The organism is Shewanella sp. MBTL60-112-B2 (assembly GCF_019655055.1).
In the GTDB taxonomy this organism is placed as follows: domain Bacteria; phylum Pseudomonadota; class Gammaproteobacteria; order Enterobacterales; family Shewanellaceae; genus Shewanella.
Genome location: NZ_BPFA01000029.1, coordinates 14422 through 39068 on the forward strand (window position 1 = coordinate 14422; position 24647 = coordinate 39068).

Consider the following 24647-nt stretch of genomic DNA (forward strand, 5'->3'; position numbering starts at 1 on the left):
TTCATTTATTCAATTCCTTGAACAAACGCAACAAATTCATGTGAATTCAATAAGTTTATGCCGGATTCACGGCAGACTGATTACAAAGAATTACTTATTATGCGTGCGCCTGAACGGCATATATCAAGTCCTGCGAATAATGACTTATTACGCAGAGGCTATTGAATGTTCCCCTTTGTTACCGAGTAAAAAATATAATGAAAAAGACATACCTAGCATTAGTTTTAATAGCCGCGATGCCTTTGCTAGCACATGCCGAAAAAGAGATGAAATTTGCACCGTCGTACCTAAGTGTTGAAGGTGATAAAAAGCCTGAGTTAAAACAATGGCGCGACTCAAACTCTTGTAAAGGCTGTCACCCTCGTCAATGGAACGGCTGGCAGGGTTCAATGCACTCCATCGCCTTTATCGATCCAGTGTTCCAAGCTGAATGGGCTATGGGTGAGAAAGAAACCAAAGGCGCAGCTAAAAACCTTTGTGGTGGTTGCCACACTGTACTAGGTACTGTTACTCAAACTGTTGAGTTTAAGTCTGAGTCAGGCAAGTTTGGTGGTTTCACCACTCAAGCAATTGCTAACCAAGGCGTGTCGTGCGAAGTCTGCCATAGTGTTGTAGATACCAACATGCAGCATACTGCTATGGGTGAGCATGGTAATGCTTCACTTGAAATTGCTAATGATAAAGTTAAACGTGGCCCATTTGATGATGCAAAGCCGCGCGGCCATAAGGCTGAATACTCGGAGCTGCACACTAAGTCTGAGTTCTGCGCTAACTGCCACAACGTATTTAACCCAGTGCATGACAACTTTGCCCTAGAACATACTTATGACGAGTGGAAGAAGTCACCCTACGCTGCAGCAGATATTCAGTGCCAAGACTGTCACATGGTGCCAGTTGAAACAGCAATGCGCGTTGCAGACGAAATGCTACCCGCTAAAAAGCTTGAAGAACACCGCTTAGGCGGCAAAGCTGCACGTGGCGGCCCAGTTCGTAGCTTAGTGCACGACCACGGTTTTGTGGGTGGTAATGCCGTTATCGCTCCGCTGTTAGGTGTTAAAAATGGTCAAGCTCATGCTGATGAAGCGGTTAAACGCTTGAAATCTGCAGCAGCACTTGACGCTAAAGTGACAGGTTCTGCAAATGCTCCGGTACTTGAAGTTACCGTATTTAACCGCCGCGCTGGTCATGACTTGCCTACGAGCTTAACCTTCATTCGTCAGATCTGGTTAGAAGTTATCGTTCGTGACGTAAATGGCAAAGAGCTTTTACGTTCTGGTACATTAACGGCTGAAAATGCGTTACCAGAAGGTACCGTTATTTTCCAAGACACTGCTGTTGATGTTCATGGCAAGTCTGAACACAAACCATGGAGAGTGGCCAGTTTCTCGGTACAAAACACCATTCCAGCTAAAGGCTCGAAAACCGTTAAGTACCCATTCACTCTGCCTGCAGGCGTAACTGATTACAGTGTTGAGACTAAGCTCCATTACCGCTCGTTCGACCAAAGCGTTGCGGATCTATTACTAGAGAAGAAAGTGATTGTTCCATCGGTTGAAATGGTGAACCTGAGCCAAACTTACCAAGGGTTAGCGCTTAAGTAATCATTAAGTTTGTCACCCCAAACCCATGTTTGGGGTGATAAGAGCGAGTGCTTTAGACTAGCCGCAATTTAATTGTGCTTGTTGCTGACATTGCGCTAAAGACTGTTCAGCTGATTCTAGCCCAAGACAATAATCAAATCTGAGAGTTCTCTTTTCAGAGCTCGCGCTTTGCAGTGGCTCTAACTGCTGCCAACGCCAACCTTTGATCTCTTTTTTGGTGTACTTTCCCAAGTGTTTATTCGGAATGGAACTTACGACTTCTACATTTTCAGTGTATCCCTCTTCTGAAATATCAAAAGACAATACGGTACATCCTTGCAACTTTGCTTGAACGAGTGCAACTGGATAGTGGGGCGACTTATTGCCTTCTCTATGCCAAACCTTTTGTGTTTTCGGCTCGAGATCAGTCAGTAAAACTTCACCGTAAATGTTTTTAGCCTGACTCACTTGCGGTACGAAGAGCAGCACCAAAATCGCTAATCCTATTACTTTCATATACATTCCTTTGTTTATTATTGCACTCGCAAACTTAATGGCCGAAACCGTTTAAAGCAAGTGCTTAAGCAAAACGAATTTTGCACTTATAGTAACAATATAATAAGCCTATTCGTTTAATTACCCCTGCTTATAACCACTATGCTTATTGCAGTATTCAAACTTTGTGCTGCAGCTTAGATAATGCCCTTCACTCCCATAACTGAATAATCTTATGTATATAACCTTCATTATTACCCTGAGCCTACTCTCGACGTTGCTCGCCACAACCACGCCTGTTTTTGCCCAGAATATTGTCAAGCAAGCGGTGCATCTAAATAGAGATATCAATAAAACCAAAAAACAATATAAAAAGCAGGTAAAAAAAGCTGAACGTAAACTGGATAAGGTACAAGCAAATATCAGTACAGTAAAAAAGGGGGATTATGCTGAGAAACAGTTACATAAAATTGAAGACAAGGCTTCAGATAAACTAAAGGTGGCAAAAGACAAACTTGACCCTAGGGATGAAATTGCTGACAAAGTTTCACATGATCTAAAAAAGAAGAAACGAAAACTGGTTGATGATTGGTTAGCCGAGTAATCACTATCGCACAGAGGCACAGAGGCACAGAGGCACAGCGGTAACAGACTGTGCCATCAACAATTAATCGCTTCGGGCCTCCAAGCCCCCCCCTTCAGTCTAGCTCTTATGTAAACAGGTATAATGTAAACAGATATCATGTAAACAGATCATTGGAATCAAGATTTCAGTTTAACGAAATGACAAAGCGAATAACGCCTGTTTTCATCTAAGCCGCTACCATTGGCTTACACTTTTTCCATGTATACTTGCGTGCTACACTCAGTGCCACTTTTTGAATTCTGAAACTGAATATTCTCCTATGAAACAGTTGCTCGACTTTTTACCGCTTATTATCTTCTTTGCTGTCTATAAATTCTTTGATATTTACGTTGCCAGCGGTGCGTTAATCGCAGCAACAGCGCTGCAACTTGTCATCAGTTACCTGCTGTATAAGAAGCTTGAGAAAATGCACCTAATTACATTCGTAATGGTGACAGTATTTGGCACATTAACCTTAGTGCTACACGATGACTCATTCATCAAATGGAAGGTCACCATCGTTTATGCATTGTTTGCCATCGCACTAGGTGTTAGCCAATTAATGAACAAACCTATACTCAAGAGCATGCTTGGCAAAGAACTTGTCGTAGAAGATAAGATATGGGCACGCGTCACTTGGTACTGGGTCAGCTTTTTCGTGGTTTGCGGCCTAGTCAACATTTACGTCGCTTTTAGCTTATCTCAAGAAACTTGGGTTAACTTTAAGGTATTTGGTTTAACCGCCTTGACGCTTATCAACACAGTTTTAACCGTACTTTACCTGTTTAAAAACATGTCTGAAGAAGATCGTAAGGAACTCAAATAATGTGGTACATGATTTCATCGCAAGATATCGAAAATAGCCTAGAGAAACGTCTATCAGTTCGTGCCGATCACTTAGCACGTCTACAGCTTTTAGCCGATGAAGGCAGACTGCTCATCGCCGGGCCTCACCCAGCAATAGACAGTGAAAACCCAGGTGAAGCGGGCTTCACAGGCTCATTAGTTGTTGCCGATTTCGCATCGCTTGAAGATGCACAGCTCTGGGCTGATGCCGACCCTTATATCGCTGCTGGCGTATATGAAAGCGTTATTGTTAAGCCTTACAAACTAGTATTACCGTAATTAAGAAGGACCATGCAGTGAAGATTGTTTCATTTAATATCAATGGATTGCGAGCAAGATTGCACCAGCTTCAAGCGCTTATCGATAGTCATCAGCCAGACGTTATTGGCCTGCAAGAGACAAAAGTGCATGATGAAGCGTTCCCTTTAGCTGATGTAGAAGCTATGGGCTATAAGGTGCACTACCATGGCGGTAAGGCACATTATGGCGTTGCAATGCTGTCTAAACTTGAACCTGTTAAGGTACAAAAAGGTTTCCCCACTGACGAAGACGACGCTCAGCGCCGGATGATCATGGGCACCTTTATGCAGGCAAATGGTCGCCCACTGACAGTCCTTAACGGCTACTTCCCTCAAGGTGAGAACATCAGCCATGAGACTAAGTATCCAGCCAAGCGCAAGTTCTACAAAGACTTGATGCTTTACCTAAATGAGTATCACAGCAGTGACGAAGATATCGCAATCATCGGCGATATCAACATCTCTCCAGTGGACTTAGATATAGGTATTGGTGAACCTAACGCTAAACGTTGGCTTAAGACCGGCAAGTGCAGCTTCCAGCCAGAAGAACGGCAGTGGCTAAAAACCTTGATGGACTGGGGTCTAGTCGACACTTTCCGTGAACTCCACCCTGAGCGCACTGAGCGCTACTCTTGGTTTGATTATCGTAGCAAAGGCTTTGTTGATAACCGCGGCCTACGTATTGATGTTGTCTTGGCTACCAAGTCATTGGCTGAGAGGCTCGTCGAGTCGGATGTTGATTATGATCTACGTGGCATCGACAAGCCATCAGATCATGCGCCGATTTGGAGCACATTCAGCTAGTTAAGCTGATTTCGAGTTAGCTCATTCAAAACGAGCCGCTATAAAAAATGCCAGCAATTGCTGGCATTTTTTCATTATCGACTAAGTCGAAAACAGTCTTAAACTAACTGAGCTTATATTGGCCTAGGATCTGCTCTAAACCTCTGGAAGAATCAGTCAAATTAGTCGCTAGATCCCTCGAGCTTTGAGCCGTTTGTTTAATCGTTTCAGCCTGGGCACGAATATCATTCAACTGAGTTGCAATTTCACGTGAAGCCGCACTTTGCTCCTCCGATGATGCCGCTATCTGAGAGCTCATATCAAACACTATGCTAATAGACTCTGACATGCTCTCCACATCTTGGCCGACTGACTCGATAGCCGCTCTGCCCTTGTCTGCTTGAGATACTATCTCATTAGTTATGCCAGATAGCTTGCCAGTGCCTAATTGTAACCCTTCAATCATAGATTGGATCTCAACTGTCGCTTGCTGGGTTCGGCTCGCAAGCGTTCTCACCTCATCGGCGACAACGGCAAAGCCTCTGCCCTGCTCTCCTGCACGAGCGGCCTCAATTGCTGCGTTAAGGGCTAGCAAGTTGGTCTGCTCCGAAATACTGTTAATGGTTGTCACTACCGCGCCAATATCTGACGCTGCTTGAGAAAGATCTTGCACCGATACTGAAGCTTCAGAGATTTTGGTACTTAGCACCGCAATACGCGCAACTGCTTCAGTAATTAATGTCTGACTATTGGCTGCCTGCGCCGCATTTTGCTGGGTCTGCTCGGAGGTATTAGACGCGCTATGTGAGACTTCTTCCACCGCTGCCGTCATTTGCGCCATGGCGACCGCAACCGTATCAAGAAATTGATGCTGATAATCGGTGAGTTCTACGCTATGTCCCGCTTGCTGAGTAAACTCATCCGCCGCCTCATTTAGGGTCTGTGCATTGCGATTTATCGCCTGCACCATCTCACTCATATTATCTGCGCTACGGTCAATTTCACGGGCAATAAGGCTAAAATCGTCTTTACCAAAGAAGTTAAGCCTTTGGCTTAAATCACCGTCAGCCAGACGCTTAATGGCCATATACATATCCCATAAGCCGCCACCGAGTGAAGTCGACACCCAGTAACTTATCAAGAACAAAGGCAATAACCCGGCAAAGGCTAACAACAGCATTTTATTAGCATGAGCCAGCCCCTCTTGCTCCCAACTCGTTACATCAACTTGAGCTGTTAAAGCATTATCACCAACTTGAGCACTCACAGTTTGTAAGTCATTACGGCGCTCGGTAATCAAGCTGCCAGAAACTCTCAATTCGGCTTGTTGAGCAAACTCGGTCAGGGCGCTTCCAGTCAAGGCTTGAGATCTAGCGATAGCGGCATAGGCATCAATACTCGACTGAGCACGATTTAAAGAGGAGGATTCAATTAACGATTGAGTATGATTGTAATTGAGCGTGGCGATAGCGGCGGTGATCATTGTCACCATGGTACAAATCACCCAAAATTTTCCATTCAAGCTAAGTTTGATTAGTACAGCATCGACTTTACGAAAACTAATCTGTTTCATTATTATTTTTCCTTGGCTTAGCCTTACGCATACTACTTTGGCTCTCACCAAAGCCTAAGCTTATTCCTTAGGCCTAAGGAATAAGTTAGCTCAGACTTTTATCAGGGATTAGCCTGAGGTTAGCCCTAACTTGAGTGCAGAGGTGTAGCAGGCATGCGTAACTATTTATTATAAAAAACACACCGGATTAAACTTATACTTAGTTAAAAATACCGGTTTAAAAAACTGATTTGAAAACTCGGTTATATAAATAAAGAGTGATAAAACAAACTATGACTCTTTAACCTCAGATCCTAAATTTCCCTGCATTTTTTGAGTAAGATTAATCAACTGCCCCGTCAGTAAGCTCATGCTATACCCAAGCACGGCTCCAATTAACAGTGGCGGAAGGATCGCCACGATATCACCGCCCATTGCAAATGTAATACAGCAACCAATAAAGGCACCTGGAATAAATGCCAGTTTCTGGTAACTCGCTTGTAAGCACATTGCTGCTGTTGCAATACCGGTAAAGGTATACCCCATCACTGGCGATACAAAAAAGCTGCTACCCGATATGATTAACCAACCCCAGAACACTCCTGACAGGTTAGTCGTCATCGCCATCAACATGCCCTTTATACCCGAATGGGTTTGGGCAAAGAAAGTGCTACAGCTTAGAAAACCTATCCATGTCACAAGATGAAGTGCATCGGCAACACCGGCCCATACTGCAGCGAGTAATCCAGCTGAAATAGCAATCTGCCAACGATTTTCCATAGCTTACCTCTTTACCGGTAACTCACTTACAGCAAGTGAGTTAGTATCAGGAGAGCTAAATTACCTTTTTTATATGTAAAAAAACACGATCTAAAGCCAATTATCGGCCTCGATTGCCGAGAAATCGCACAAAACGGCTATTTTTGTAGTAAAAAAACAGAATTATCGCTAACAGAAAGTGAAATCGAAGGGAGTGTCGTTCATTCCTAGCCGATAGCTTTGTGTATGCGGTGCAGCTTTAGCTTGGTGCAGTATGTGTAAATGAAAGGGTTAAAAAGTAATGAGTAGCCGGCGCTTTAATATAAAACAGCCTCTTCACATTGCGAAAAGGCTGTTAAAGGTATTTTTTTTTAGAGCCAACCTTACAAAAGCTGTTACAGCGAGCTTAAATAAGCGACTGACTAGCTAAAAAGTTGATCCGCTACGAAAGGATTTTGTACTCGCTCATCGCCAAAGGTCGATAGTGGACCGTGACCCGGGATAAACTGAACATCACTGCCTAATGGCCAAAGCTTTTGGGTGATAGAGTCAATTAAATCTTGATGATTCGATAATGGGAAATCGGTTCGACCGATCGAGCCTCTAAACAGCACATCACCTACCCAAGCTAACTTTGCCGATGGAGCAAAAAACACTACGTGGCCAGGAGTATGACCAGGGCAATGCAGCACCTTCAAAACTTGATTACCGACTGTAACTTCATCACCATCTTCAAGGTATTGTGTTGGCGCAAATGCGTCACAATGCACAAAACCAAAATGCTGACTCTGCTTTGGTAAGCTAACGAGCCAATATTCATCGGCTTTATGAGGGCCTACAATGGGTACATTGACTTGCTCGGCTAATGATTTCGCCGCACCAACATGATCGATATGACCGTGCGTCAGTAATACTTTTTCCACCACCACGTTATTTTTGGCAGCTTCTTCTAGAATACGCTCGATATTACCACCTGGGTCGACTACCGCCGCTTTCATGGTTTGTTCGCACCAGATTAAACTACAATTTTGCTGGAATGGGGTGACGGGTATTAACTGATACTTCATCGATAATCACCTATGGCTCTATATTTCGCTGTGAATGGATAAAGATTACGCCATGTTGGCCGCTTCGACTATCTATAATTAGGATAATTTGATCTAACGCTCACAAAATCTGCATTATATTTTTGCCTAGCCCCATCTTGGTTTGTAGCGATAGCTTTCCACCAGCATAAACACTGCATTGCTTATAAAAATTGTTATAGAATCGTCGTTATTCATTTGCTGTCATTCTGGTACGCATTTACCCGTTTGATGTCGCAACCTTAAGTTGCAACCTAACAAGAACTCCTAATAAAAGGTCGACTCTATGACTTCTGAATTTTCTGCATCACTCACCTTTTCTGGCATGATTGCCCGTAAGCACCAATTTAGTTTACCCCTTGATTATCAACAGCCAGATGGCGAGCACATTTCGGTATTAGCACGTGAGATCTCAAGTCCTGAAAATCAACATAAGGCCTTACCTTTTATTGTGTTCTTTCAAGGTGGCCCAGGATTTGGAGCGGTCCGCCCTGCCGCAAACGGGGGCTGGATAAAGCGTGCCCTCAAAGAGTATCGAGTATTGCTACTCGATCAACGCGGCACAGGACTGTCAACGCCGGTGAATTTTGCCAGTTTGGCGCACTTATCTGCCAGCAAGCAAGCCGAATACCTAAGCCACTTTAGAGCTGATAATATCATTCGTGATGCCGAGTCTATTCGTAAACAGCTCACTAACGATGAAAAGTGGACCATTCTTGGACAAAGCTTTGGTGGTTTTTGCGTACTCAAATACTTAAATGATGCGCCTGAAGGACTTGCTGAAGCCTATATTACCGGAGGCATTCCGTCACTAACCCGCAGCGCCGATGATGTATATCAAGCAACTTACCAACGTGTACTGGCAAAGAACCAAGACTTTTTTAACCGTTTTAGTGATGCTCATGATTTAGTTAAAGCATTAGCAAGCCATATCCAAAGCAACGAAGTGATACTTGCCACTGGCGAGCGCTTAACCGTTGAGATGCTACAGCTGCTTGGGATCAATATAGGTATGGAGCAAGGTCCAGAAAGCGTCTATTACCTTCTAGAACAAGCACTAATCGAAACGGCGTCCGGTACTCAAGTTAACCCTCTTTTCTTGGCGCACTTTTGCCAACTGCTCGATTTCAATACTAACCCAATATTCGCCATGCTGCATGAGTCTATCTACTGCCAACAATCGGCGTCTAACTGGGCTGCACATCGCGTTAGGCAGCAGTTTTCTGAGTTTAACTATCAAGCCGATAAGCCATTCCTGTTTACCGGTGAAATGGTCTACCCGTGGATGTTCGAGCAGTTTAATAACCTTAAACCGCTAAAGCAAGCTGCACAGACACTAGCGGAGAAACAAGACTGGCCTCAGCTATATCAAGTCGACAAACTTGCCAACAATCAGGTGCCTGTCGCTGCTGCAATATACAGTGAAGATATGTTCGTTGAGATGCAGTACAGCCTAGAAACTGTGGCACAAGTCGGCAAGCTCAAATACTGGTTAACCTCCGAGTATGAACATAACGGGATCCGCATGGATGGCGAGCATATTTTAGATAGATTAATTGCAATTAATCGCGGGGAAAAGCTGCGTTAATTAATAAACTCTTAAGCTTGATAGGACATTATGTAATCTGTTCCTCACCTGTATCACTTTCGCAAGCCTTATCAAGGCTTGCTTTTTTTTGCTCTAAAATCCCCCTCAATATCTGTATTGGAAATTCCACGATTTACCACTCATACTTTTTATAATCGTTTTTAAAGAGTCGCTTTTAAAGAGCCGCTTTGAAAGAATCTCTTTAAGCCATTGCCCTTAAAGCTAGTCATTCTTAGAACGCATTATTAACTTAAGGAGATATTGATGAAGAGTAATCGACTCGACAGTCTACCCGGCGAAATTTTAGTCGGCATTGCCAATGAGCACCTGCGTTTAAACTGTAAGGATCAACAGGCGTTGTTCTATGATTTAGATATCTCAAGTGAGTTATTGGAGCAAAAATTGGCTGCTAGCGGATTTGAGTATGATCCAAGCTGCAACCAATATAAGCCTCGCTAACACAAAAACACTTACCCCATTAACGCTTTATGCACTAATTCCCTAAAAACTAAAGGCGCCCGCTTTAACCGAGCAAGTATATATATCTGCCTTAAGCCCGGTTTCTCTCAGGTAATCACGCTCAACCACAGTCTTTACAGCATCAACCAGTCCATGGGGTACCAAAGCGATAATACATCCGCCAAATCCGCCGCCTGTCATTCTCACCCCGCCATTGCTGCCAATAACCTTAGATACACAGTTAACCAGATAATCGACCTCTACTGTTGTCACCTCAAAATCATCTCTAAGTGAAGCATGGGAGTCATGCATTAACTGACTCATCTTAGCGATATCGCCTAAGGTTAACGCTTCAAATGCCTGTAAGGTTCGGCTGCTTTCTTGGATCACATGTCGTGCACGCTTAAATAACAGTTCTGGTAGATCCCCTTTTGCCGCCTCTAGGTCTTGCATGCTGACATGACGTAGCGAAGATTGATTAAAAAACTGCGCCGCTTGACTACACTGCTCACGCCTATCGTTGTATTCGCTCCCCACTAGTTGGCGTTGCACATTGGAATTAATCACCAGCACTTGTAATGATTTATCTAAGGTTACGTAGCGATAACTTAAGTCATTACAATCGAGAAGCATGGCTTGTTTATCTTGGCCCAATGCTGAAATAAGCTGATCCATAATGCCGCAGTTACAACCTACGTAGACGTTCTCGGCTTGCTGACCAATCAATGCTGCGCCAATACCATCCATTGGTAGCTTATAAAGCTGACTAATGGCTTTAATCAGCGCGATTTCGAGAGAAGCCGATGAGCTTAACCCTGCTCCCTGTGGAATGTTGCCGCTGATCAATAGATCGCAGCCTTGCATCGAGTCGGCGCTATCAATTGACTCGTTAAAAGGGTTTTCAAAAGGTGTCTTAGAAGAGTCGTCAAGTGAATCAAAGTGACTTAATATGGATTGTATGACGCCTTTAACGTAGTGGCTCCAACCAACTCGCTCATCGAAGTTAATAGACTCTAGGCTAAAGCTGACTCTTGCGTTATTGAGATCACTGGCAATCACATTAATACAAAGATCATCACGCTTTCGTGCCACAACATAGGTACCCATATCAATGGCGGCGGGCAATACAAAGCCATCATTATAATCGGTATGATCACCAATAATATTTACCCGGCCTGGAGCATAGGCCACTATGTCAGCCTCAAGCTGATAGAGCTGCTTGAACCTTTCACATATTGTCAGTTCATCCATCACTCTTGCTCCAACTTGTAATGAATACCGCGGGCATCTCGCAGACGCATAGCGGCCTGCTCCGGCGTAATATCTCGCTGCGTTTCAGCCAGCATTTCATAACCGACCATAAACTTCTTAACGCTAGCACTACGTAGTAATGGTGGATAAAAATGAGCATGTAAGCGCCATTCACTGTGCTTAAGCCCATCATAAGGCGCACCTTGCCAGCCCATAGAGTAAGGGAATGAGCACTGAAATAAATTGTCATAACTGGTCGTTAGCTGCTTTAGGATCTCCGCTAACGACCTTTGAGTTGCTTGAGTTAAATCTGTCATACGCTGGATCTCAAAGCGGGGTAGCAGCAAGGTTTCAAAGGGCCAGGCAGCCCAGTAAGGTACTACCACCAGCCAGTCATCATTACATACAACTATGCGCTCTTGGCGCTCCAGCTCTTTATCCACGTAATCTGCGAGTAAGTTACTGCCGTGGGTTTGGCTGTAAGCCAGTAAGTTACCTTGCTTAATATCAACTAAACTTGGCAGTTGTTGCTGCGCCCAAACCTGCCCATGGGGGTGAGGGTTAGAACACCCCATAGCCGCCCCTTTGTTCTCAAAAATCTGTACCCAAGAATAATCACGTCCAAGCTCAGCACTCTGTTCTCGCCATGTGTTAACCACCTGCTCTATTTCAGCTACAGACAATAAAGGTAACGTCTTGGAGTGATCGGGGGAGAAGCAGATCACTCGGCTTTCGCCTCTTTCGGTACTAAATCTAAATAATGGATCGTCATCACTCGACACTGGCGTATCAGGAACTAAAGCTGAGAAATCATTTTTAAATACAAAAGTGGATTGATAGTCTGGATTAGTCTCGCCGTTTACCCGCGTGTTACCCGCACATAAAAAACAACTGCTATCATGGCTAGGTGAGTGAGAGGTGTCTGCTGCTTCGACCTGCCCCTGCCACGGACGCTTTGCCCTATGGGGAGCGAGTAATACCCACTCAGACGTTAATGGGTTATAGCGTCGATGAGAGTGCTCACTGGGATCGAAATTTACATCAGTTATTTGCGTCATGACCATAATTGATAGGCTGAGTATGAATACCCCGTATGCTCAGCTAGTTGAGCCTAACAGTCATTCCTGAAAAGGTGCTTTTAATTCCTATAAAACTCTCACCATAAACTCCCACCCTAAATTCTCATCCTAATCTCTCCCGCTAAACTATCATCAAAACCACTCAAGCAATGCCAAATAGAAAAAACCAACATACCAATATGCAAAATGTGCTTTGCTAAGGCATTAGGGGCTAATGTTCAGATGTAAAGTTTGACTTTAGCCAGATCAAGCCTGTCGTTAGCCTAAGATGTTTGCTTTCGATGGCACTTTATACTCGGTACAAAAACGAACACGAATAAATAATTATGATATTCTATTTTATTAATAATTTTTTGTTATTATCTATTTTAGGACTGCAAGCCCAGAGAATTTTATGCTCAACCCAATTTGGTTAAAGACCTTTACAACGCTTATCGAGACTGGCCATTTCACTCAAACAGCAGAAAAGCTGCATATGACTCAACCGGGTGTGAGCCAGCATATCAAAAAGCTCGAGCAGGCCTGCGGTCATTCGCTTATTAAGCGTATTAATAAGCAATTTGAAATTACCGAACAAGGCAGGCAGGTCTACGGTTACGCTCAACGGATGGCTGTGCAAGAAACCCAGCTAATAGAAAGTCTCAGCTTTGATGATCCTTATTCAGGTCAATGCCGTTTATCTTGTTCAGGCGCTTTAGCTCTTTTGTATTACCCAGAGTTACTTAAACTACAGCAGCAGCACCCTTCACTATCTTTCCATCTAGAAGCTGCGCCTAACTATAAAATATTGAAGGATATTTCTGACACTAGCATTGATATTGGATTGGTAAGTCATAAGCCTAGTGCGAGTGAATTAATTGTTGAACCTATAGGTTATGAACCTTTATGTCTTATTATGCATAAAAGCTATCAAGACAAAGTCGTCACTAGCCAAACGTTAACCCAATCCGGTGCGGTCAAACATCCTGATTTTACTCACTATTTATCATTATATTTGGAACAATGTAACCAAGCAGAATTGACAGAGGTTAGTGTGGATAAAATACCCACTGCGAGTTACGTCAATCAGCTAAGCCAGATTCTGTTGCCTGTTTCACTTGGTATTGGCTTTACCGTGTTACCTAAAAGTGCGTTTGATAGCTTCGTAGATAAAAAGAATCTATATATCCACCAACCGAAAAGTCAGGTCACCGAGCAAATATATCTGGTACGCAAACGGAACCGTCAACTGCCAGAAAGGTATCAAGTTTTACAAAAAAGTCTTAAAGCTTGTCTGCCGAGTCGTTAAACTTGCAAGCCCTTTACTTTGGTCGTTCGTTATACCAATTAGTATTAAGGTGTAGTGGCTCAGCGAGGAGGAGCGGTTATGAGGCAAGATTGTGAGGTAAAATAATGAAATGCTCCTCAGTAACGGCTGCTGTGATACTCTCGATAACGACTACAGCATTAGCCTCAATAATAGCGCCTGCGGTGTACTATGAGTAAGAATGAGGAGTGAAAGCGAATTTGATCTAAGGCTAGGCTCGTTAACACAGCATCAAAGTGGCTAAAATTCGCCATTCTGCAGCGATTTTGGCGGCCTATCCTGCGTGGAATGAGTCTGCCCAAAAAAGCTCTAACTAGATAAGCTTCTTATACTGATTAGTTTTAACTCACCTGCAAGCACAGACAAACTCACTTTTGCTAACAAATACCACTAACATGTAAAATAATTACTACGTAGCGCCCAATAACGTATAAAAGTCTCAATTAATGCTGCGTTCCGCTTTGTTGAAGATAGCCTTTATGTCAGAATATTACCAATTAGGTATTAACTTTATAATTAAGTTAATAAAAATTTCTGTCGCCTTATAGCTACAAGCCTACTTTTCACCTACAAGCCAAAATTAGACCCTAAATGAACTCATATTCGCTCAAGACAAAGATCCTTCTATCCGTTGTGCTAGCCTTTTCTGTCGTCATCGGATTGCTATCATGGCAAAGTTATTCGAGCCAAAAACAACTGTTAATGGACAGCAGTGCCGATCAAGTTCGCCAACTAGGTGAGCAACAAGCAAAACAGATCCAAGAATGGTTGGCGGATCGACAACGCATCGTAGCCGCAATGGCTGAGAAAGTTGATGGTGATAGCCAAAGTGTTCTACAACAGGCTCAACTATCAGGCCCTTTTGAATTGTCTTATTTCGGCTCTCAGTCGGGGCAAATGTTAGATTCTGATCCTAGTATTGATCGTACAGGTTACGATCCTCGTAGTCGCGGCTGGTATCAGCAAGCCATTGCCAAGCAAGCTCCAATTCTAACCAAACCTTATATTGATGTTGCTTACAATATTCTCGTTGTGACGATGGCACAACCAGCTAAAGGCGGCGTAGTGGGTGGCGACTTGTCGATTGCCAGCCTGGTAGATAATGTTAACCACATGAAATTACCTGCTAAGGGCTATGCCATAATGATGCACAAAGATGGCACCGTTATCGCTTATAAAGACCATGCTAAATCCATGGGACCAATACAAAATATTGATCGCCAACTTAATGCTCAAATCCCCTCAAGAAGCCGTCAGACAGATAGCCTATTACCGCTTTATTTTGAAAGTGAAGGCCGTGAAAAATTACTTTGGGGCTCAGAGATCCCAAATACCGATTGGGAGCTTATCTTTGTTCTCGATAAAGAAACCTTAGAAGCCCCGTTATCTAAACTATTGCTTACCCAGCTAGGCTTATCTGCACTAGCCTTAGTCTTTAGTGTCTTAGCTATATCCTGGTTTTTAAATATCCTGCTTGCCCCTTTAAGCCGAGTGTCACAAGCCTTAGCCCACATTGCTGATGGCAATGGCGATCTAACTCAACGTATCGAAGTCGACACCCAAGATGAAGTGGCTATGCTAGCAGCAAGTTTTAACCGTTTTGTGGCCAGCCAGCACCAATTAATCAGCCATATTCGACAGCTGGCCGGCGAGCTTGATAGCGATGCTCAACACAGCTTAGTCACCAACCAAACCACTGTTGACGAACTACAGCGTCAACAGCAAGAGGTCACTATGGTGGCTACCGCCGTCACTGAAATGGCCAGCGCTACCCATGAAATTGCCGCTAATGCAGAAAATACAGCGACCGCTGCCCAGCAATCGGCAGCTAGCAGTGAAGAAGGTAAAGACTTAGTCGATAAAACCCGTAACACTATTAATTCTCTTGCTGATGAAGTGGGTCAAGCAACCGATGTTATTGGCGAGCTCAATCTTCATGCACAGGCAATCTCAGGGATTTTAACCACCATTCAAGGTATCGCGGAACAAACTAACCTGCTGGCATTAAACGCAGCTATTGAAGCGGCTCGCGCCGGTGAACAGGGCCGTGGCTTTGCGGTTGTTGCCGATGAAGTGAGGGTGTTATCACGTCGTACTCAAGACTCAACACAAGAGATCTACACCACTATAGAGATCTTACAAAGCACTACTAAGAAGGCTGTGCACTTGATGGAAAGTAGCCAAGGACTTGCCAGTAACAGTGTTACCGATGTCAATGCGGCAGCTAAAGCTCTTGAGGAGATCACTCAAGCGGTTAATGTGATTTCAGATATGGCTGGGCAGATTGCGACTGCTGCAGAAGAGCAAACTCAGGTAACTAATGAGATCACCCAAAACACCGTCGCGATTAAAGATGTCACCGATGATATTACCGAGTCGGCGATGGACCATTTAAACCAAGCTCAAGCGCTAAAAGATAGGGCCGATAACCTTAATTCAAAAGTCGCGACCTTTATCTTGTAAAGCTAACTGAGTGATAAAAAAGGGAAGCCTAGTTTGTGGATGACACAACTAACGCTTCCTTTTTTGTTAATGCTAAAGGCTTCGAAAACCTAGAGCTAATACCAATTAGTATCAAGATTTGGTCGCTCAGCGAGAGTTTAGCGGCACTGAGACAAGGTCATTAAGTGCTCCTGCTTTAATGACATTCGCAGCATCCATGCTGCTCGCAACGAGTGAAGAGCATAGTTAAACTAGGTTTAAGCTCCCTCTTTGTTTATTAAGAGTCGCAGTATCAGAGCCGCTAAAACTCGCCATTCTGGAGCGTTTTTGGCTGCCTACTTCTGCGTTGAATAACCTCACAAGGGAGCAACCATTCTTTCAGTTACCCGCCTTGAATTAGTTTGCCAAAAATGCTCTGAGTAGATCAACTCCTTATACTGATTGGTATAACTTTTCAAATCGGCTTCAAGCGCGCCACCCAACCACCACTAGGAGCAAGGGTTATGTTGATTTTATCCGCCGATGTCACCTGCTCAGCTCTAGTCTGATAATCACTGGCATATTTATCGGCATTAATACCATCGGCGAAGCTATCCATTTGATATGACTTGCTTGTACTCTCAGCAAGAAAGCTCAAATCAACAGTAAATTCACGAGCTTGAGAATTGCCCATCACACCAATAAACCAGTCATCACCTGAGCGCCTCGCAATAATAATGTGGTCGCTTATTTTTGCTGATAACACCCGTGTTTCATCCCATACAGTTGGCACGCTGGTAATAAATACGGTGCTTTCATGCTCACGTAGATAATGTGACGGCGTATCGGCAAGCATCTGCAGCGGGCTTTCAAACACCACATACATAGCTATCTGATGCACCCGAGTGGTCTTGCTCATTGGACGATTGAAGTTAATCCTAAAGTTATCAGGCTGGGTGTTGATCATAGCTCCAGGGGTATAGTCCATCGGGCCAGCAAGCTGGCGGATAAACGGTAAGGTTAAGTTATGCTCCGCGGTAATGTAGTCAGCCCATTTATTGTGCTCAAGGCCGCGTACGCCCTCACGGGTTATCACATTAGGATAGGTGCGTCGCAAACCCGCAGGCTTATACGAGCCATGAAAGTCCACCAATAACTTGTGCTTGGCCGCTTGCTCGGCAATCTTCCAGTAATAATTAACCATGGCTTGATCGTCTCTTTGCATAAAGTCGACCTTGATCCCTGCTGCGCCCCAGGCTTCGAATTGTGCCAAGGCTTGCGCTAGCTCATTGTCGAGTGTCTTCCAGATCACCCAGAGGATCACGTCAACATTTTTACTTTTGCCGTAAGCTATAATCTCTTTCACATCGATGTCATCGACCACATTTAGCACGCTGTCTAAATGGTGCCAACCCTCGTCTAATACTATGTATTCGATGCCGTATTTTGCCGCAAAGTCGATGTAGTACTTATAAGTTTGCGTATTGACCCCAGCCTCAAAATCGACCCCAAAAACATTATTAGCGTTCCACCAATCCCACGCTACTTGCCCAGGCTTTACCCAAGTTGCATCGATAGCCAACTCATCAGCTAACAAGTATGACAATTCATTAGTGAGTAATTCTGCATCATTTTGAGCAATAGCAAACACTCGCCACGGAAACTGCCCCGATTGCGGCGCGTCTTCTATCGCCGGCCTGTGAGCGATAAAGTCTGCACGTTTGAGAATATTCTCGTTTCTGTCTGAGTCTTGCTTAAGCTCACTGCCCAGCACGACTGCGGGAAATCGGCTATTAAGCCCCAACTGGTCACTGCCCTCTACCCAAAGTCCGGGATAATCTCTTAAACCTGTTTCGGTAATAACCAGCTTAATACCATCAACATCAACTAACAGCGGCAAACTCGCAAACTGCTTAGCGCTGATCTCAGCAAGCTTTTTAGGCAAATAGAGCCGCTCATTGTGGCTAATGAAACTGGTTTCCTCTGGAAATAACACCAAGTGATCGTCAGTAAAGTTTATCGCCACGGTTTCATTGTTTACCACTATGTCCCCACTTTGCTCAGTAATAAAGCGATAGGCTAAACCTTGGTCAAAGAGGCGAAAAGCTAAGGTCAGTTGATTATCAAAACTCAATGTCAGCTGGTTATAATGCTCAACTATGCGCTCAGATTTTTGTTGCACATGAGGCTGTAACTCTCGGTCAATACTCTGGCGACTAATATCGATAAGCTTGGCTTTGGCCAGACTCGCCTTCATTCCTTCAAGCGTGATATCGGCTACCGCGTTATGTAGAACTTGTTTACCTGACACGCTTAACGAGTAGTTGATGCCTTGAGCGACCGTTTTGCTAACACTTAACTGTAATTGGCCATTAGGTGAGGCTAAGGTGTATAGCGCCGTGTTGTCAGCGGGAGCAGCGAGATTAGCCGCATTCGAATTTGCCCCATGGGCAGGAGCACATAGCACCAGTAGCAAACAGCTAAGTGAAGGCAATAGTGAGCGCAATAATGAAAGTAACGGTGAGCGAAAAAGTACCGATAATTTGAGGGTTTGGTTATTCATAGAGGTCTCTCGAGCAAGCTTAAGTTAATAGCGTCGACGTTGAACATAAAGACAGCATAAAGGTAGGCTTCTAAATCTTAAGCTGAGTAATTCAGGCGAGTAAGCTAAGCCGTTGCGACTTAACCTACTCTGCTGAGTTATTCTTCTGAGTTATTATGCTTAGTACCTTTACAGACTAACGCTAATCGGAGACAGGCCATCCCAGTTGATCAGCTGCAGCTCCCCTTGCTCCTGCTCAATAGTCACTTTAAAACCTTTATCGGCGCCTTGTACGCGGCTCACACAAACATCGAAATTGCTCTCAAACGCGCGAATATGCTTCAGGCACATATTGTCCCAGCCTGTTGGTAAATACGGCGCAACGTCAAAACGCTTAAAACCTGTTGGCTCGATACCAAAAATCCCCTCTGTAACCACTCGAGCATAGAGTGCACTCTCTGCCGATAGATGACGTTGGTCACCTTCTGGCCAAGCTTCCACCGCGTATGGCACGTGTTCACCAAGCAGACGCTTACGCGAGTAATACTTGAAGTAGCGCATTGCCGTATCTGTCTCTTGAGCGGCAAAAATGCCTCTAAACGCATAGAGCGTCGCTCTATCCCAAAAGGTCTTATTGCCGGCTTCGCTATAAATTCCTTCAGGGCTCCACAATTGCTCTGATAGAACCGCTGCAAGAGTTTGATCTTTACGGTCAAAAATACCAAATGAAAATGGCAGCGCAATCCAAGCTCTTAATTTTTCATTGCCTTGATAGTACTGGTAAGTATCAAAGCCTTGAACATTGGCGCCAAAATAACTCTCAATGTCTTTAGCAAGCTTAGTCGCACGTTGCTGGTATTCAGCGGCGATACCTGTTCGTCCGAGCTCATTATTCAAGTGGCTGGCAGAAACCAGCGCGCCGTAGGTCAGCATATTGGTACTTAAATTAACATCGCCTGCAGGGAATCGACCTTCTAGTTCATCACTGTCAGAGGCAATCACGCCTTCATCTGTTTGTTTAGCGTAACTAAAATCGATACACCAATCGATTAAAGGCAATAACGCCTTCGCCTGCGCTTCATCGCCGTAAGCCAATGAAAAGCGGCTAGCGCCGTAGGCTATCATGGCGCAGTCACCTCTATCGCCCGCGCCGTTCCAAATATCATCTCCCTCGGCAATAATTGAAGACGGTATCGCTTTTCCTTCATCATTCATAAAGCGAGCAAAATGTTCAAAGCTATTAATTGCCGACTCATTACCGACATCATTGCCTAAAAATGGAAAAAACGGATTGATATACTCTGCCTGATCGTTTGCCCAAATAGCGGCGTAATAGCGCCCGCCACCAGGTGCATGCATCAAACCGCCCTTAGTTCTAAAAATCGATTCCGCACTACGAATTTTTGCAAATTCAAACATCTTGTTGATGTTCTCATCGGGAGTGACCAACTGCAGGTTTTTATTCAGGCTCGCCACATAGTCTTTACGCAGCTCCAGCTCTTTAACCGCATCAAACTCGTTAGCTTGTCCCGCCTTGGTGGCTTTAAATTCTAGATAAACCGTTAAGACTTCATTCGGAGCTAATTTAAAGGTTCCTGCTCTGTCGCTTGTTGCTTGAATTTTGTAGCTGCCGTACACGCCCTGCTCTTTAGGCGTATCGACTTGATAATCTAACTCCCCAAGCGTCACCTCAAGGCTATTGCCACTGTTATTTTTAAAGCTTAGCGCTTCAATCATCACTGGCTGCGTGGTGCTTGGCGATAACAGGCGCGTCAGTTCGAGCCCCTCACCAATTTGGCTAATAAGCGAGAGTCGGCCATCGATTCGAGCCTGGGTTAGCAGCTCTTGTTCTACTGGCTGACCATTAACGCTAATACTAGGTGAAACTGAGAGTGGAAAATCATGAATAAGGCTAGCGTGAGTGTCGTTTGGAATAGTGCGCAGCATCGGCCATACCAGCTTACGACTCAGGGACAGGGCCCCATTAGCATCACTGCCGTAATAGATAATCGCTGAGGTTTGTTCACCGCTCATTTCAATATGATCTTCATGGCTATCTTTAACATCCCACACTAGACCTGCACCCGTTTGCTGCCAGCGGTCAGTCAAAGTATCGGATAAACCATTCAAAAATTGCTTAGCTTGTTCTGCTTTGAGCTGTTTAGCTTGCTCTTGCTCGGCTTGAGCAACTGATTGAGAGTCATTAGAACAGGCAGATAATATGGCGATGGCGCAGGCAGAGGTGACAAATAGATTTCTCATAGATCTCTCATTATTATTGGCGTGATTCGAGTCAGCTTGTTAGTTAATAATCCTGACTAATCGATACAGGTCATTAAAACTAATATATTTATTGAAACTGATTGAAGCACGAACAGTCATGAGTGCTCTTACTAGAAAGCCCTAAAGCCTTCCTAAAAAATCACCTCAGCAATTTACTTTTCGTCTGAACTCGAGTGGTGACATACCAAACTCTCGCTGAAAAATATCATAGAAGCGACTAACCGAGCCAAAGCCCGCTTCTAATGCAATATTGAGTACAGGACTTTGGGTATCAATGAGGAGTGCTTGGGCATGTTGTAGCCTAAGCTGGTTGATATATTGCTTAATCGACACTTTCATCACCCGATTAAACAGCTTCATGGCGTAGTTTTTATGTAGCCCTGTTGAGCTTGAAACATTTTCAATTGTAATTTTTTGATCGTAATTATCGGCAATATAACGCAGCATGGTTTGAATATGGTTTAAGCCTCCAAACACAGGTTTATCTTCCTGTTTAGTCACACGATTAGCTAGCTCGAAGGTACTGTAATCTTCTATCGACATGCGTCGAATACGGCCGCGGATCTCGTTAATTACCTGGCTGGTTAGTAAGGGATCATTTCTTTTAATATCAGTTTCCCAGATCTGCGTCAGCTCTTTATCGCACGCATATAAGCTGTCAGATACAATAACCTCACCATGCAGCAACTGGCTCACAAAGCTACTTGGCAGCATCCAGGTTAAAAAAGATTGCAATGGGATATAGATATTAACCAACTCGCCGTCACCACGAGAGGCGACCATTTGATGGGGAAATGAGGCCCAAAAGATAATCATCCGTCCCTCTGGTACAGTGATCTCTTGTCCATTTATCAGGTAATCTGCGGAGCAATCAAACAGGTAATTGATCTCTATATGGCCATGCCAATGGCTATGGGCCATTACAGCGGGCTTTTTACGATGCAAGCCAAATTGAGTATCTTGAGCTTGCACCGCTAATGGACTGGCTTCGTTAAAGGAGATCTTCTCAACCCATTCAAACATCTGTCTCATCCCATGATTACTGATCAGCTCCCAAGCTAACCCATAGGTCTTAGCTAAACAAATGAAAGTTACTAAACAAGAACTAAGGTTGAGTTTTTAGGAATCTTTATGTGCTCTTACTTTTTCGCACTGGAGCGGGCTTTTTAGATGTTGTCTTGCTTGTAGTCTTAGATGTCGTTCTAGTTGCAGCCGTGCTCTTCTTACCCGAGTAACGACGCTTTTTAAAACCAGTATCTGGTGATTTAACACCTTGCAATGAAGTCGGCAACTGCGCCCCCGCCTGCTCGATTAGTTGCTGCAGAGAAGCTAACAACGGCTCCATAAAGCTCTGATACTTCGCCTCTTTACGGCTAATAGCATCAAGATTATTTTCCCATAGCGCCGTCATATCCGGCGTAGTCGCACTTTGGGGTAAGCTGTTTATCAACCCCTTGCCGACCTCAGTCGCTACAATTGATTTACCCTGACGCGTTAAATAGTTGCGCTTAAACAGCAGTTCGATGATCCCTGCGCGTGTTGCTTCAGTCCCCAGCCCATCGGTGTCCTTTAAGATTTTGCGGATCTCGCTATCTGTCACATAACGGCTGATCCCAGTCATAGCGCTGAGCAAAGTTGCATCGGTAAAATGTTTTGGTGGCTGGGTCTGCTTTTCGAGTAACTCGCCTTGCTCGCAAAGTAATACTTGGCCTTTTTTGAGAGCGGGGATATTAGCTAAGTGCTCATCATCATCTGTTACTTGCCCGCTGCTTCCATAAGTATTGGCTTTATCTTTGCTTTGCTTTAAAAGCTGCTTCCATCCCAATGCCACCTCTTGTTTAGCCTTCGTCTTAAATAAACCACCCGCAATGATAATCTCAACTTGAGTTTCTTTATAAAGGTACGCAGGGTAAAACTGCATCAAATATTGCCGGGCAACTTGTAGATACAACTGTTTTTCTGCCTGACTCAAGTTTTGTAAATTAGCTGGTTTCTCGGTCGGCACTATCGCGTGGTGAGCTTCGACTTTTTTATCATTCCAAGCTTTAGATTTAAGCTTGGCATTAGGCTGCTCGATGCCTGCCACTAACTCACTTGCACCATTCAGCACGGCAGCTATAACACTTGGAGCCAAAGCATGTTGTTCAGCAGGTAGATAGCGGCTATCTGAACGAGGGTAAGTGATAAGCTTATGTTTTTCATATAACGACTGGCAGGTATCGAGTACCGACTTGGCACTCATGCCAAAGCGTTTAGCCGCATCAATCTGTAGTGCCGATAGGCTGTAGGGCAAAGGTGCGTTTTGTTTCTTATCTTGTGCCGTTACCTTTTCTACAGTGCCGTTTTGGCCATTAATTCGTCCAACCACATTCTGTGCTAACCCTTTGGAGAGCACTCGTCCCTCTTCATCCATATAAGGTTGGCAAGCCTCACTAGGTTGCCATTTGGCACTAAATCGCTGTTGATCATCGGTGGCTAAATGAGCCAACACCTCATAGAAAGGCTTAGAGCTAAATCCGGCTATTTCGGCGTCGCGACGAACCACTAACCCAAGTACAGGAGTTTGAACTCGCCCGACAGATAACACGCCCTGATAACCGACTTTACGCCCTTGAATGGTGTAAGCCCGAGTCATGTTCATACCATAGAGCCAATCTGCGCGAGAGCGCGCTAACGCTGAGGTCGACAAGGGAATAAAGTCACGGTTCGAGCGTAATTGCCCTAACGCCCTTTTCACCGCTTGTGGATTTAAATCACTAATAAGTAGACGTTGTGCCTGTTGTAACTTAGTGCCCTTTACGCCTAGGTGAGCAATAATTTCATCGACCAGCAACTGCCCTTCGCGGTCTGGATCGCCAGCATTTACAAGCTGACTAGCCTCCTTGACTAAGCCTCTAAGCACCGCTATCTGGCCACGCATCTTATATTTAGGCTTCATCTTCCAAGTTTCTGGCACTATGGGCAGATGCTCAAATTTCCATGACTTGTACTCTGGAGAGTATGCATCCGGCTCAGCCTGCTCGAGTAAGTGGCCCACGCACCAAGAGACACAATCGCCATTGGCGGCGCGAATAAAACCATCCCCCTTCTTTAAGGGTTTAGGTAACACGTCGGCAATGGCTCTACCAAGACTTGGTTTTTCAGCAATATATAAGATCATTTAGAAAAATTGCGATTACTGTATAAATTAACAGTAACTGTACATTGAAGCGCTAAAGGGTGCAAATGAAAGCCGTCACTCAAAAGGCATAATTAGCAGCATGATTAGTTGCATGAGTAAGTTTTGCTCAGACAATGTAAATTTTGTTGAGAACAATTCTCATTAAGTGTTTTAATTCTTCAATCTTAACTGTGGAGAAATAATGATGATTGCAACCTTAAGTCATCGAGGTATTAGGCTCGATAAACTCATGCTTTTTCACTTACTCCTTATCACGTCATGGCTACTAATTATTGCTCCATTTATTCAATCAACAATAATCAACGCCCCGATGTTACTCGCCGGAGTATTGGTTCCTCTAACTTGTATCAGTACCTTATTCGGTCTTAAGTTAGGCCATGACTTTAACAAGAGATCTTATAGCTTGTTATTTGCCAGCTGGATGCTGGTTTGGTTTATCCACCTACTGTAATACTCAGTCGCTTTTATTTTTGCGTACAAAAAAGCCGAGCAAGTGCTCGGCTTTAAAACATC

The 24647-nt window shown here is 44.2% G+C and carries 20 protein-coding genes; 10 read left to right on the plus strand and 10 right to left on the minus strand.

Annotation, left to right across the window (positions count from 1 at the left end; translation table 11 throughout):
* The first annotated feature begins 197 nt into the window (after window positions 1-197).
* The gene (locus K5Q73_RS16475; RefSeq protein WP_220759538.1) at window positions 198-1601 is read left to right on the plus strand and encodes a multiheme c-type cytochrome; all 1404 of its coding nucleotides are present in this window, start codon (window positions 198-200) and stop codon (window positions 1599-1601) included.
* A 57-nt stretch (window positions 1602-1658) separates the two neighbouring features.
* Here the strand turns inward: K5Q73_RS16475 and K5Q73_RS16480 are convergent, their stop codons facing one another.
* Complete coding sequence (locus tag K5Q73_RS16480; protein WP_220759537.1) at window positions 1659-2096, minus strand: energy transducer TonB; 438 nt, start codon at window positions 2094-2096, stop codon at window positions 1659-1661.
* A gap of 214 nt (window positions 2097-2310) precedes the next feature.
* On the opposite strand from K5Q73_RS16480, the gene K5Q73_RS16485 reads away from it, so the two are divergent.
* The 4 genes from K5Q73_RS16485 to xthA all read left to right on the plus strand — a co-directional run bounded on the left by K5Q73_RS16485 (window position 2311) and on the right by xthA (window position 4649).
* Window positions 2311-2679, plus strand: a complete 369-nt coding sequence (locus K5Q73_RS16485; RefSeq protein ID WP_220759536.1) for a hypothetical protein — start codon at window positions 2311-2313, stop codon at window positions 2677-2679.
* Between the two features lie 301 nt (window positions 2680-2980).
* Complete coding sequence (locus K5Q73_RS16490; protein WP_220759535.1) at window positions 2981-3526, plus strand: septation protein A; 546 nt, start codon at window positions 2981-2983, stop codon at window positions 3524-3526.
* Complete coding sequence (locus K5Q73_RS16495; protein ID WP_220759534.1) at window positions 3526-3825, plus strand: YciI family protein; 300 nt, start codon at window positions 3526-3528, stop codon at window positions 3823-3825. The genes K5Q73_RS16490 and K5Q73_RS16495 overlap by 1 nt, the downstream gene beginning before the upstream one ends.
* Window positions 3826-3842: 17 nt before the next feature.
* Entirely contained in the window at window positions 3843-4649 is an 807-nt protein-coding gene (gene xthA / locus K5Q73_RS16500; protein WP_220759533.1) for an exodeoxyribonuclease III, read from the plus strand.
* A gap of 103 nt (window positions 4650-4752) precedes the next feature.
* On the opposite strand, the gene K5Q73_RS16505 is transcribed toward xthA, so the two are convergent.
* The 3 genes from K5Q73_RS16505 to K5Q73_RS16515 all read right to left on the minus strand — a co-directional run bounded on the left by K5Q73_RS16505 (window position 4753) and on the right by K5Q73_RS16515 (window position 8006).
* The gene (locus tag K5Q73_RS16505) at window positions 4753-6201 is read right to left on the minus strand and encodes a methyl-accepting chemotaxis protein (RefSeq protein WP_220759532.1); all 1449 of its coding nucleotides are present in this window, start codon (window positions 6199-6201) and stop codon (window positions 4753-4755) included.
* A 270-nt stretch (window positions 6202-6471) separates the two neighbouring features.
* Window positions 6472-6960, minus strand: coding sequence for a DUF1097 domain-containing protein (locus tag K5Q73_RS16510; protein ID WP_220759531.1), 489 nt, complete (start codon window positions 6958-6960; stop codon window positions 6472-6474).
* A gap of 401 nt (window positions 6961-7361) precedes the next feature.
* Window positions 7362-8006: an MBL fold metallo-hydrolase gene (locus K5Q73_RS16515; protein WP_220759530.1), complete on the minus strand. Its 645-nt coding sequence runs from the start codon at window positions 8004-8006 to the stop codon at window positions 7362-7364.
* A 304-nt stretch (window positions 8007-8310) separates the two neighbouring features.
* Here K5Q73_RS16515 and K5Q73_RS16520 point away from each other — a divergent pair, with 304 nt between their 5' ends.
* Window positions 8311-9612 (plus strand): alpha/beta fold hydrolase, encoded by a 1302-nt coding sequence (locus tag K5Q73_RS16520; RefSeq protein ID WP_220759529.1) that lies wholly within the window; start codon window positions 8311-8313, stop codon window positions 9610-9612.
* Window positions 9613-9876: 264 nt separating this feature from the next.
* Window positions 9877-10071 carry a DUF4250 domain-containing protein gene (locus tag K5Q73_RS16525; protein ID WP_220759528.1) on the plus strand — a complete coding sequence of 65 codons (195 nt, stop codon included), beginning with the start codon at window positions 9877-9879 and terminating at the stop codon, window positions 10069-10071.
* 42 nt (window positions 10072-10113) lie between these two features.
* Here K5Q73_RS16525 and galK read toward each other — a convergent pair whose 3' ends face one another.
* Both galK and K5Q73_RS16535 read right to left on the minus strand, forming a co-directional pair.
* Complete coding sequence (gene galK / locus K5Q73_RS16530; protein ID WP_220759527.1) at window positions 10114-11322, minus strand: galactokinase; 1209 nt, start codon at window positions 11320-11322, stop codon at window positions 10114-10116.
* The gene (locus K5Q73_RS16535; protein WP_374706869.1) at window positions 11322-12386 is read right to left on the minus strand and encodes a UDP-glucose--hexose-1-phosphate uridylyltransferase; all 1065 of its coding nucleotides are present in this window, start codon (window positions 12384-12386) and stop codon (window positions 11322-11324) included. Before K5Q73_RS16535 ends, galK begins: the two co-directional genes overlap by 1 nt.
* A gap of 409 nt (window positions 12387-12795) precedes the next feature.
* Between K5Q73_RS16535 and K5Q73_RS16540 the strand changes: the two genes are divergently transcribed.
* On the plus strand, window positions 12796-13689 hold the full coding sequence (locus tag K5Q73_RS16540; RefSeq protein WP_220759525.1) for a LysR family transcriptional regulator: 894 nt from the start codon (window positions 12796-12798) through the stop codon (window positions 13687-13689).
* 609 nt (window positions 13690-14298) lie between these two features.
* On the plus strand, window positions 14299-16170 hold the full coding sequence (locus K5Q73_RS16545) for a methyl-accepting chemotaxis protein (protein WP_220759524.1): 1872 nt from the start codon (window positions 14299-14301) through the stop codon (window positions 16168-16170).
* 433 nt (window positions 16171-16603) lie between these two features.
* Here K5Q73_RS16545 and K5Q73_RS16550 read toward each other — a convergent pair whose 3' ends face one another.
* The 4 genes from K5Q73_RS16550 to K5Q73_RS16565 all read right to left on the minus strand — a co-directional run bounded on the left by K5Q73_RS16550 (window position 16604) and on the right by K5Q73_RS16565 (window position 24113).
* Window positions 16604-18691: a glycoside hydrolase family 97 protein gene (locus K5Q73_RS16550; RefSeq protein ID WP_220759523.1), complete on the minus strand. Its 2088-nt coding sequence runs from the start codon at window positions 18689-18691 to the stop codon at window positions 16604-16606.
* 168 nt (window positions 18692-18859) lie between these two features.
* The gene (locus K5Q73_RS16555) at window positions 18860-20932 is read right to left on the minus strand and encodes a hypothetical protein (protein WP_220759522.1); all 2073 of its coding nucleotides are present in this window, start codon (window positions 20930-20932) and stop codon (window positions 18860-18862) included.
* 165 nt (window positions 20933-21097) lie between these two features.
* Window positions 21098-21976, minus strand: a complete 879-nt coding sequence (locus K5Q73_RS16560) for a helix-turn-helix domain-containing protein (RefSeq protein ID WP_220759521.1) — start codon at window positions 21974-21976, stop codon at window positions 21098-21100.
* A 106-nt stretch (window positions 21977-22082) separates the two neighbouring features.
* Window positions 22083-24113, minus strand: a complete 2031-nt coding sequence (locus tag K5Q73_RS16565; RefSeq protein ID WP_220759520.1) for a DNA topoisomerase III — start codon at window positions 24111-24113, stop codon at window positions 22083-22085.
* Between the two features lie 202 nt (window positions 24114-24315).
* On the opposite strand from K5Q73_RS16565, the gene K5Q73_RS16570 reads away from it, so the two are divergent.
* The gene (locus K5Q73_RS16570; RefSeq protein WP_220759519.1) at window positions 24316-24585 is read left to right on the plus strand and encodes a hypothetical protein; all 270 of its coding nucleotides are present in this window, start codon (window positions 24316-24318) and stop codon (window positions 24583-24585) included.
* Window positions 24586-24647 lie beyond the last annotated feature (62 nt).